This is a genomic window from Novosphingobium sp. UBA1939, assembly GCF_002336885.1.
GTDB lineage: Bacteria > Pseudomonadota > Alphaproteobacteria > Sphingomonadales > Sphingomonadaceae > Novosphingobium.
Genome location: NZ_DDFB01000107.1, coordinates 11,859 through 21,580, shown reverse-complemented (window position 1 = coordinate 21,580; position 9,722 = coordinate 11,859). Strand labels below are relative to the sequence as shown.

The window sequence follows — 9,722 nt, the reverse complement described above, 5'->3', positions numbered from 1 at the left end:
GGCCGCGCGAGCCGGTGACGACCGTCCGCGCCGCCGGCCCGATGCGCCGGCGGGGGGCAGCTTCGTCGGCAGCGATTTCCTCAAGGGCGTGGCCGGCGCGACCACCCCCGGCACCGCGCACACGCCGCCCGCCGCTACGCTTGGGCCGGAGGTGCGCTCGTCGCTCGCCAGTTCGATCTCGCGCCAGATCAAGCCGCACTGGACCGCGCCGCAGGGGGCCGATGCCGACCTGCTGGTGACGATCCTGGCCTGGGATCTCAATCCCGATGGTTCGCTGGCCGGGCGGCCGCGCGTCGTCCAGCAATCCGGCATCACCGACGCCAACCGCCCGCAGGCGCAGCGCCATGCCGAAATGGCGATCCGCGCGGTGCAGCTTGCCGCGCCTTTCAACCTCCCCGCACAATACTACAATGGCTGGAAGCGCATCGCGCAGTTCCGCTTCGACAGGAAGTTGTCCCAATGACCTCGCGCCAGACCGTTCTTCTGTTCAGCCTTGCCCTGCTGCCGCTCGGCATCGCCGCGCCGGCTTTCGCGCAGGCGCAGTTGCTGCCGCCCTCGGCCGCTCCTACACCCGCCCCCAATTCCTCTGGCGCACCGCATGACGATGGCGGCCTGACCGGCTCGGTCACCGACGACAATGCCTGGCAGGACCTGGGCATCGCCATTCCCACCTTCGCCACCGACCAGGCGGTGCCCACCTCGGCCGATGGCGGCAACACCGCCGCGCTGGGCAAGAACCTGGCGCGGGTGATCTACAACGATCTCAAGAACAACGGCCTGTTCAAGCCGGTGGGGCCGGACGCGCTGCCCGCGATCGATTTCGCGCAAGTGACCGCGCCCGCGTTCGACGGCTGGCGCGGGCGTTCGGCCGAAATGCTGGTGCAGGGCTTCGTCAAGGGCAACCCGGATGGCCGCCTGACCGTGGGCTGCTATCTCTATGACGTGCAGCTGGGCAGCGAGCTGGGCCGGCAGGGCTATATCGTGAAGCCCGAGGAATGGCGTCGCGCCGCGCACAAGTGCGCCGACATGGTCTATTCACGGCTGTCCGGCGAAAGCCCGTTCTTCGACAGCAAGATCGCCTATATCGCCGAAACCGGCCCGAAGGACCATCGTCGCAAGCAGCTGGCGATCATGGATTCGGACGGGGCGAACCACCGCTTCATCACCAACGGGCAGGCCACCGCGCTGACCCCGCGCTATTCGCCCGATTACCGCCAGATCGTCTATCTCAGCTACCTGAACGGCGCGCCGCGCATCTACATCTACGATATCGGCACCGGGCAGCAGCGGCTGGTGACGCAGAGCACCAACCCCACCTTCGCGCCGCGCTGGTCGCCCGACGGCAAGTGGATCCTCTATTCCATGGCCACCGGCGGCAACACCAACATCTATCGCGTCTCGGCCAACGGCGGCGCATCGCAGCAGCTGACCAACACGCCGGGCATCAACGTGGGCGGCAGCTATTCGCCCGATGGCAGCAAGATCGTGTTCGAAAGCGACCGTTCGGGCGGCCAGCAGGTCTATGTGATGGACGCGGACGGATCCAACCAGAAGCGCATCAGCTTCTTCGGCGGCCGGGCGGCGACGCCCGAATGGAGCCCGCGCGGCGACCAGATCGCCTTCACGCACATCGCGGGGAACTTCCGCATCGCGGTGATGAGCCCCAACGGCACCGGCCTGCGCGACCTGACCGACAGCTGGCAGGACGAGGCGCCGACCTGGTCGCCCAACGGCCGCATCATCCAGTTCTTCCGCACCGAACGGAACAGCGGGCGGACCGGCATCTGGCAGGTCGACCTGACCGGCCGCAACGAGCGCAAGCTCAACACCCCTGTTGACGGATCGGACCCGGCCTGGGGGCCGGTGCTGCCGTAACGGAACGCAACGGGCCGCAGGGGGTTGTATCAAGGCGCTTTCCGTCGCACTTTTCTCTCGCTCCATCGTACCTATTGCCAAACATCTGCGTTCGTCCCGCTTTTTCCTCCCCCGTACCCTCTCTTGCACAAGGAGAATGCTGTGCATCGCAAGATCCTGATCACCAGTGCCCTGGTCACCAGCCTGACGCTCGCCGCCTGCGCGCCCAAGGCGCCGAAGGAACTGCCGCCGGCCCCGACCACGACGACGACCACCACCACGCCCCCGGTAACGACCCCGGCTGGCCCGATGCCCGGCAGCCAGGAGGATTTCGTGGCTTCGGTGACGTCCGACACGATCCATTTCGACACGGATCGCTACAACGTCGACGTGCAGTCGCAGGCCATCCTGCAAAGCCAGGCGCAGTGGCTGGCGCGTTATCCCGACAAGAAGATCACCCTCGAAGGGCACTGCGACGAACGCGGCACGCGCGATTACAACATCGCGCTGGGCGAACGCCGCGCCAATGCCGCCAAGAACTACCTGACCAGCGTGGGCATCGATGCCTCGCGCATCACCACGGTCAGCTATGGCAAGGAACGCCCGATCGCGCTGGGGTCTGACGAGGAAAGCTGGGCCAAGAACCGCCGCGCGGTGACGGTGACGGTGCAGTAAGCCGTTTCCCGCGTGTGCCGCCGCGACCCATCGCGGCGGCGGCATAAAATGGCTTCCCAACAACGGCTGTCCCGGGGCATGGCTTGACAAGCCTTGCCCCGGGACGTTGCTTTTGGAGGGGGCGTGGCATGCGGGAGGCCGTGGCGTGCATGGAGATGCAGGTATGATCCGGAAGGTTCTGGCATTTGCCGTGTTCCTGCTGGCGCAGGCGCTGGCCGGTCCGGCCATGGCGGCCGCGCCGCCGCCGCCGCGGTGCGATGCCGACATCGCCAGCGATCGGGTGGCGCTCGTCGTCGGCAATCGCCGTTACCTCGACCAGCACTGGGACCAGCTCGACAACGCCCGATCGGATTCGCGGCAGGTCTGCGCGGCCTTCGCCGCCAGCGGCTTCCGCGTGATCCTGCTGGAGGATGCCTCGCGCGATGACCTGGCGGCGGCCGTCGCGCTGTTCGGTGATCTGGCGGCGAAGGCCGAAACGGCGGTGTTCTATTTCGCCGGGCACGGCTTTGAATATGCGGGCGACAACTACCTCGTGCCGTCCGATGCGCCCACCGAGACCAGCCGCGCCAACTTGCGCGGCCTGTTCGTCAATCTGGCGGAGCCGCTGGCCGCCGCCAACCGCGCGAAGCATCCCGTCGCCTTCCTCGATGCCTGTCGCAGCCGCGCCGCGATCGTGCGCGTCGTCGATGCGGATGAAAAGGGGCCTGACGGACCGCCCGGCTTCATCGGCCTGCCGGACCGGTTCAGCGGGGTCGTGTTCTATTCCACCGCGCGCGGCAGCGTGGCCTATGATGCGCGGCCGTTCCCCACCGGGACCAACAGCCCCTTTGCCAGCGCCGTGGTCGACTGGCTCGCCACGCCAGGCGTGAACCTGACGGATTACATCGGCTTCGTGATGGAAGACGTGAAGTCGGGCACGCAGCGGTTTCCCTACGGGGTGCAGAGCCCGATTCCCTATGGCCAGTTGCCGGACCAGAACCGGTTCTACCTGCGCCGCGCCGCGGCGGTCGCGCCCGCGCCGCCCGTCGCCCTGCGCGCCGCCCCGTCCGCGATGGCCGAGGCCCGCGCGGCGATCGCGGTCATTACGCCCGACGATTTGGCGCGCGAGGACGGCCCGATCCTGGCCGCCCGCGTGCTCAAGCGGGCGCGGCCTGAACAGATTGCCGCGCTTGCCGGCAGCGGCGACGAGATGGCGCAGTATGTCTATGGCACGATGCTCTACCTCGGCCTCGGCGTGCCGCGCGATCTCGCCGGCGCGCGGGGCTTTCTGGCCGATGCGGCGCGCGGCGGAAACCCGGCGGTGCTGACCGTCTATGCCTATTTCCTGCAATTCCTGGGCGATCGTCCCGGCGACCGCGCGGAAGCCCTGCGCGTCTATGCCCAGGCGGCGGAGGCCGGCTATGCTAAGGCGCAGTCGAACCTCGCCTACATGCTCTATACCGCTTCTCCGCCCGAGCAGGACCGGGCGCGGGCGATGGCCCTGTGGCGGACCGCGGCCGGGGCGGACTACCCCTATGCGGCCTATGCGCTGGGGTATTATGGCGGTGAACGCGATGCGGCGCGGACGCGGCTGGCGGCGCTGGCGGCCGCCGGCAGCCGATCGGCCGACAACTGGCTCTGCCAGCTTGAAGCCGGCACCGCGCCCGAGCAGAAGCCCGAAACGGTCTTCGCCAACTGTCTGCGCGCGGCTCAGGACAACCGGCCGGTGGCCATGGCCGCCACGGCCTGGCTCTATGCCACCGGGAAGGGGGTTGCCGTATCGGTAAAGGAAGCCAAATACTGGGCGCGGCTGGCGCGCAATGTGCTGAGCCCTTCCGATGCCCAGCTGGGCACTTATCTGGACTGGTACGAAAAGAAGAAGTGATGGCCCGTCAACGACGATCGGTGGATTGGGGTTTCCCGCGCTGGCGCGGGTATGGCGCTGCGAGCGAGGCGGCGACCGTGCGCCTGTGCGATCGCGCCGGGTGCGAGGAGAAGGGCGATTGCCCCGCGCCCAAATCGCCCAACAGCCCGGATCGCTGGTACTTCTGCGAAAAGCACGCGGCCGAATACAACGCCGGCTGGAACTATTTCGAAGGGCTGGACAAGGAAGAGGCCGAACAGCGCGAGCAGTCCGAGCGCGCGACGGGCGAGGCCTATCGCCAGTCGGCGTGGAGCCAGTGGGGCGGATCGGGCGACGGCACGCGCAGCCGCGACGAATTGCGCGCGCTGGAAGTGCTGGGGCTGGACCCGGACGCCGATTTCGAAGCGGTGAAGAAGGCCTGGCGCGCCAAGGCCAAGGAAGTCCACCCCGACGTGCGGCCGGGCGATGCCGAAGCCGCCAAGGCGTTTCATGCCCTGCAACTCTCCTACGAAGTGCTGCGCGCCGCCGAGGAGCGGCGGGAGTGGCGGGGGTAGGGTTCGCTTCAGGCGGGCGCTGAAGTCAGGTCAGCCCAGTTCCGCGTCCAGCAGTGCGCCCACGCGCGCCGCGTCGGGAAAGCCTTCCGCGATCCAGCGCGCTTCCACGGCCCGCAGGATGCGCGCCACGTCCGGCCCCTTGCTGACCCCGCGCGCCACGATTTCGCCTCCCTTGAGCGGGAAACGGGGCACGTCCCAGCTGGTGAGCGGCATGGTGGAGGCGCCCGCCAGCAGCAGCCGGTCCAGCGCTTCTTCGCGCCCCAGGCGGTAGGCAAGGCCGCGCGGATCGGACACCACACCGTCGCGCGCTGCCGCCGTGGCCAGCCGCTTGCGCTGGGCGATCGACAGGCGCAGCCGCGCCGCCACCTGTTCGGCCATGGGCGGATCGGCGGGCAGCAGCGCGGCCAGACGGCGCAGGGCGTCGGGCGCCAGCCCTTCGCGCCGTTCGCTGGCGATCAGCGTTGCGAGGCTGTCGAGGCCCGCTGCTGTCGCTTCCGGCAGCACTTGCGCCAGCACGCCCAGCTCCGCCATGCGCCGCACCGTGGGCGCGGGATCGGGCAGGCCGAGCAGGGTGAGCAGTTCCCAGCCGATACGTTCGCGCGAAAGGCCCTTCATCCCCGCCGCCAGCGCCGCGCAGGCGCGTTCCGCCTCGGCATCGGCGGGCAGTGTGCCGAAGCGCGCCTGGAAGCGGAAATAACGCAGGATGCGCAGGTAATCCTCGCGGATGCGCTGCTCCGCCTCGCCGATGAAGCGGACATGGCGCCCCGCCAGATCGTCCAGCCCGCCGAAGAAATCGGTGACCGCCAGCGTGCGCGGATCGGCATAGAGCGCGTTGATCGTGAAATCGCGCCGCGCCGCGTCCTCGCGCCATGCGGTGGAGAAGGCGACCGTGGCGTGGCGGCCGTCGGTGGACACGTCGCGCCGCAGCGTGGTGATCTCCACCCCGCCTTCGGGCAGCAGCGCGGTGACGGTGCCGTGGACGATGCCGGTGGGAATGGTGCGGATGCCGGCCGCTTCCAGCCGCGCCATGGTTTCCTGCGGCACCAGCTGGGTCGCCATGTCGATGTCCTTGACCGGGGCGCCCAGCAGCGTGTCGCGCACCGCGCCGCCGACATAGCGGCAGTTGCCCTGCGCCAGCGGATCGAGCGCGGCGACCAGCGCGGCGAGGTCCGCGCGCTGCGTCCACGGGGCGGCGGGCAGATGGCTGGTCATGCGCCCCACGCGATCCGGCGCGAAAGGTTGGCGACGATCCCGGCGGTCACGCCCCAGATGCGATGCTGGTGCCACATGATTTCGAGATAGGCGCGCTCGATGCCGTTGTGAAAGCCGGTCTTGCGGGTGTGGTTGGCGGGATCGAGCACGAAGCCGAACGGTGGCTCGAACCATTCGGCCACTTCGTTGGGATTGGGCTCCAGCGCCAGCCCCTCGGGCACGACCGCCAGGACCGGCGTGATGTGGTATCCGGTGCCGGTGCGGAAGGAATCGGTGGCGCCGATCACGGTCACATGGCGGCGGTGAAGGCCCAGTTCCTCCTCCGCCTCGCGCAGCGCCGCCTCGATCGGGGTTTCGCCGGGTTCCAGCTTGCCACCCGGAAACGCCGCCTGCCCCGGATGCGCGCGCATGTGCGAGGGGCGGTGGGTGACGAGCACGCCCGGCCCATCGGGATGGTCCCGCCGGTCGGTCACCGCTATCAGCACGGCGGCATCGCGCAGCGCGCCTTCGCTGGGCGCGCGCCAGTCGCTGTACAGGTCGTCGAGCGTGCGGCTGTGCCCGTCGGCGTAGAGCGCGGTCAGCCGGTCGAGCAGCGATGCGTTCATGCGGCGGGCACCAGCGGAAAGCGCGCACCCAGGCTTTCCACCGCGAGCGCGCCTTCTCCCGACACGTCCAGCGCGTGGTCGATCAGCTGGCCATAGGTGCTGCGGTTGAGCCGCGCTTCCGCGCCGTGGCGCACCGCCAGGTAGAACGCGGGGACTTCGGCGGTGCCGGCCACGCGCAACGGGTGCTCCGGCCCGGCCAGAACCACGTCGTCGGTGTTGAGCCGGAAGGCCAGCACCGGCCGGTTCCGCGCGTCCTCGTGCCGCACCTGCATATCGGTGGCGACGAACGCCGCGTCCTCCACCGCGATCGACAGCTTCTCGAACGGGGTGACCAGCCAGTGCCCGCCGTCCGCTTCCCGCCGCAGCAGACCGGAAAAGGCGCGGACCATGGCCGGGCGGCGGATCGGCGATCCTTCGTGGAACCACGTGCCGTCCGCCGCGATCCGCATGTGGCTGTCGCCTGTGCGTGCGGGAGCCCACTGGTCGAGCGGGGGCAACCGGCGTTCGGCGTGGGCCTCGGCCAGTTCCGCGAGCGACATGGCCGCGAGTTCGGGGGGCGGGGTATAGGGCATCGCGATTCCGATGCCAGATCGGATCAGCCGCGCCAAGGCCCCAGCATGCCTTCCGCCGGCAACACCGCCGGATTGGCGGTGCGGCACAGCAGGCGGTGCTGCTCATAGGGGCCAGGCAGGCGCCAGCCGCCCGTGTGGGCGTTGGCGAAGCCGAAGAACCGGCCGTAGTATTCCGGATCGCCGATCATCACTTGCGGCAGCGGTGCGCGGGGATCGATCGCGGTCAGGCTGGCGGTGACGAGCGCCTGGCCATAGCCCTTGCCCTGCAGCGCGGGCATCACCGCCACCGGGCCGACCATGATCATCGGATGGGCGCGCCCGGCCGCGTCGTTCAGCGCCACCGGCCAGCACTGGATCGTGCCCGCCAGCATGTCGTCATCGTCCAGCGCGGCGAACGACAGGCCCTGCAGCCATTCGGTGCCCTCGCGCACCTTGTACGCGGTGCGCTGGCGGCGTTCCGGCTCGAAGGCGGTATCGAGCAGCTGCTCGACCAGCGCGGGATCGACGTCGGCAAGGGGAATGATCTTGGACACGGGATGGTGGTGCCTTTGCGGCGGAACGGACAGGGAAGCGGCCGATAGCCCCCCGCTGCCCCCGCTGCAAGCGCTGGCGGGGTTGGCCACACCGCGCGCAGCCGGTCCCGGCTCTCAGCTTTCCGCGAACGCGAAGGGCTCGGCCGCGCGGCGGTAGTCATCCGGCAGGATCTCGCGGCCGATCGGCGGTTCGGCGCGCGCGGTACACTGCGCGCGGTGGCAGAGGCGGCAGGTGACGCCGATGGGTGTGGCGGATAGGCCCTGGGCATCGGCGCCGGCGGCATAGGCCAGCTTCCCGGCGTGTTCGGCGGCGCAGGCGAGCGCGATGGCGCGGGTGGTCCGGGGCCGCTCGTGCCCGCCGCCGCCCGAAACCACCGTCCGCGCGATCGAGAAGAAGCGTTGGCCGTCGGGCAGTTCCAGCCATTGCGTGACGATCTCGCCCGGCGTGCGGAACACGGTGTGGACGTTCCACAGCGGGCAGCCGCCGCCATGCGCGGCGAAGGGAAAGCCCGCACCGTCCAGCCGCTTGGACACGTTGCCCGCCGCGTCCACGCGCAGGAAGAAGAACGGCACGCGCTCCTGCCCCGGCCGGCCCAGCGTGGTCAGGCGGTGCGCGACCTGTTCGAAGCTGGCGCCGAACAGGCCCGACAGCGCCTCGATGTCATAGCGCCGCGCTTCCACCGCGCGGGCGAACCGGTCATAGGGCATGACCAGCGCGGCGGCGGCATAGCCCGCCAGTGCGCGCCGCACGAGGTTGGCGGCGGTCGGGCTGGCGAAGCTCTCCCCCCGGATGATCGTCGAAATTTCGGGCCGCAGCGCGGTATAGGCGATGTGCAACGCGATGTTGTAGGCGCGGCTGGCCGGCGGCAGCGTATCGTCGAGCAGCAACTGTTCGTTGTGCCGGTCATAGCGGCGGATCGCATCCATCATCACGTCGGGCGGCAGGAAGCGCACGCGTACGCCCTGTTGGCGCAGCCATTCCGCGCCACCGCCGGCGCGCTCGATCTCCGCGGCGAGTTCCTCGGCCTTCGAATCGAGCGTGGGGAAATAGTTGCGCCGCGCCGCCACGAAGCGCCGCGCCTCGCCCACCGGGTCCGCCGCCGGATCGCCGCTGCCCTGGCCGCGCTGCGCCGCCAGCGCCTGCTGTTCGCGCAGGTAGGCACCATGCAGGCGCAGCATGGCCTCGGTCACGCCGGGGAAGTTGGTGGCGACATCGGCGACTTCCAGCGCGGGCAGGTCGATATCGGCGAAGATCGGATCGCGCAGCGCATCGCCCAGCCGCCGCGCGTAATCGTCGCGCTCGTCGGCGGCGAGGTCCGCCATGTCGAGCTTGTAGGCGCGGGCCAGGCGCAGCAGCAGGTCGGCGGTCAGCGGGCGCTGGTTGCGTTCCAGCAGGGCGATGTAGCTGGGGGAAATGCCCAGTTCCTCGGCCATGGCCTGCTGGGTGAGGCCCAGTTCGCGGCGCAGGCGCTTGATGCGCGGCCCCAGGTAGAGCGGGCGGGCGGGGGACTTGGCGGAAGGGGGCGTGCTGGCCATGGGCGGCATCCTGTCATGCCTGTACAACTTTACAACGAAAATCTGTAAAGTTTGACAACAGCACCGCGCACCCGGTTCCGCGCGCGGATTCGACCCCTTATCCCGGCCTCAAGCACAGACGCATGACGCGGAAGGGAATCGGATACCATGACCTACCACCAGACCATCGTCGAAGCCGGCAAGGCGATCGGCCCGTTCCAGCAGACCTGGGATGGCATCGAACCGGAATCGGTCGCGCGGATGCGCCTCCAGAACCGCTTCCACACCGGTCTCGACATCGCCCGCTACACTGCCAAGATCATGCGCCGCGACATGGCTGCCTATGACGCCGATCCCGC

9 protein-coding genes and 2 pseudogenes are annotated in these 9,722 nt (G+C 69.5%); 6 read left to right on the top strand and 5 right to left on the bottom strand.

Annotated elements, in window-relative coordinates; translation table 11 throughout:
- The 5 genes and pseudogenes from B3547_RS13545 to B3547_RS13525 all read left to right on the top strand — a co-directional run.
- Nucleotides 1-463 (top strand): annotated as a pseudogene (locus B3547_RS13545) (hypothetical protein); the annotation flags it as partial.
- Nucleotides 460-1,875, top strand: coding sequence for a Tol-Pal system beta propeller repeat protein TolB (tolB, locus tag B3547_RS13540; protein WP_124811124.1), 1,416 nt, complete (start codon nt 460-462; stop codon nt 1,873-1,875). The pseudogene B3547_RS13545 and the gene tolB, both read left to right, overlap by 4 nt.
- A 141-nt stretch (nt 1,876-2,016) precedes the next feature.
- Nucleotides 2,017-2,529: a peptidoglycan-associated lipoprotein Pal gene (gene pal / locus B3547_RS13535; RefSeq protein ID WP_125954527.1), complete on the top strand. Its 513-nt coding sequence runs from the start codon at nt 2,017-2,019 to the stop codon at nt 2,527-2,529.
- A 163-nt stretch (nt 2,530-2,692) separates the two neighbouring features.
- A complete protein-coding gene (locus B3547_RS13530; protein ID WP_292963965.1) occupies nt 2,693-4,393 on the top strand; it encodes a caspase family protein in 1,701 nt (566 codons plus the stop codon).
- Nucleotides 4,393-4,926 (top strand): J domain-containing protein, encoded by a 534-nt coding sequence (locus tag B3547_RS13525; RefSeq protein WP_124811121.1) that lies wholly within the window; start codon nt 4,393-4,395, stop codon nt 4,924-4,926. The genes B3547_RS13530 and B3547_RS13525 overlap by 1 nt, the downstream gene beginning before the upstream one ends.
- Before the next feature lie 30 nt (nt 4,927-4,956).
- On the opposite strand, the gene B3547_RS13520 is transcribed toward B3547_RS13525, so the two are convergent.
- The 5 genes from B3547_RS13520 to B3547_RS13500 form a co-directional block, all read right to left on the bottom strand.
- Nucleotides 4,957-6,138 carry a CCA tRNA nucleotidyltransferase gene (locus B3547_RS13520; protein ID WP_292963962.1) on the bottom strand — a complete coding sequence of 394 codons (1,182 nt, stop codon included), beginning with the start codon at nt 6,136-6,138 and terminating at the stop codon, nt 4,957-4,959.
- Complete coding sequence (locus B3547_RS13515; protein ID WP_292963961.1) at nt 6,135-6,743, bottom strand: NUDIX hydrolase; 609 nt, start codon at nt 6,741-6,743, stop codon at nt 6,135-6,137. Before B3547_RS13515 ends, B3547_RS13520 begins: the two co-directional genes overlap by 4 nt.
- Nucleotides 6,740-7,315: a DUF1285 domain-containing protein gene (locus B3547_RS13510; protein ID WP_292963960.1), complete on the bottom strand. Its 576-nt coding sequence runs from the start codon at nt 7,313-7,315 to the stop codon at nt 6,740-6,742. Before B3547_RS13510 ends, B3547_RS13515 begins: the two co-directional genes overlap by 4 nt.
- A gap of 23 nt (nt 7,316-7,338) precedes the next feature.
- A complete protein-coding gene (locus B3547_RS13505) occupies nt 7,339-7,848 on the bottom strand; it encodes a GNAT family N-acetyltransferase (RefSeq protein WP_292963959.1) in 510 nt (169 codons plus the stop codon).
- 114 nt (nt 7,849-7,962) lie between these two features.
- Complete coding sequence (locus tag B3547_RS13500; protein ID WP_125954532.1) at nt 7,963-9,384, bottom strand: helix-turn-helix domain-containing protein; 1,422 nt, start codon at nt 9,382-9,384, stop codon at nt 7,963-7,965.
- Between the two features lie 147 nt (nt 9,385-9,531).
- On the opposite strand from B3547_RS13500, the pseudogene B3547_RS13495 reads away from it, so the two are divergent.
- Nucleotides 9,532-9,722, top strand: a pseudogene (locus B3547_RS13495) (isocitrate lyase); the annotation flags it as partial.

Bases quoted from the DNA above. Each gene is read 5' to 3' on its own strand.
- tolB (WP_124811124.1), top strand. From the start codon at position 460: ATGACCTCGCGCCAGACCGTTCTTCTGTTCAGCCTTGCCCTGCTGCCG.
- B3547_RS13530 (WP_292963965.1), top strand. From the start codon at position 2,693: ATGATCCGGAAGGTTCTGGCATTTGCCGTGTTCCTGCTGGCGCAGGCG.
- B3547_RS13525 (WP_124811121.1), top strand. From the start codon at position 4,393: ATGGCCCGTCAACGACGATCGGTGGATTGGGGTTTCCCGCGCTGGCGC.
- B3547_RS13520 (WP_292963962.1), bottom strand. From the start codon at position 6,138: ATGACCAGCCATCTGCCCGCCGCCCCGTGGACGCAGCGCGCGGACCTC.
- B3547_RS13515 (WP_292963961.1), bottom strand. From the start codon at position 6,743: ATGAACGCATCGCTGCTCGACCGGCTGACCGCGCTCTACGCCGACGGG.
- B3547_RS13510 (WP_292963960.1), bottom strand. From the start codon at position 7,315: ATGCCCTATACCCCGCCCCCCGAACTCGCGGCCATGTCGCTCGCGGAA.
- B3547_RS13500 (WP_125954532.1), bottom strand. From the start codon at position 9,384: ATGGCCAGCACGCCCCCTTCCGCCAAGTCCCCCGCCCGCCCGCTCTAC.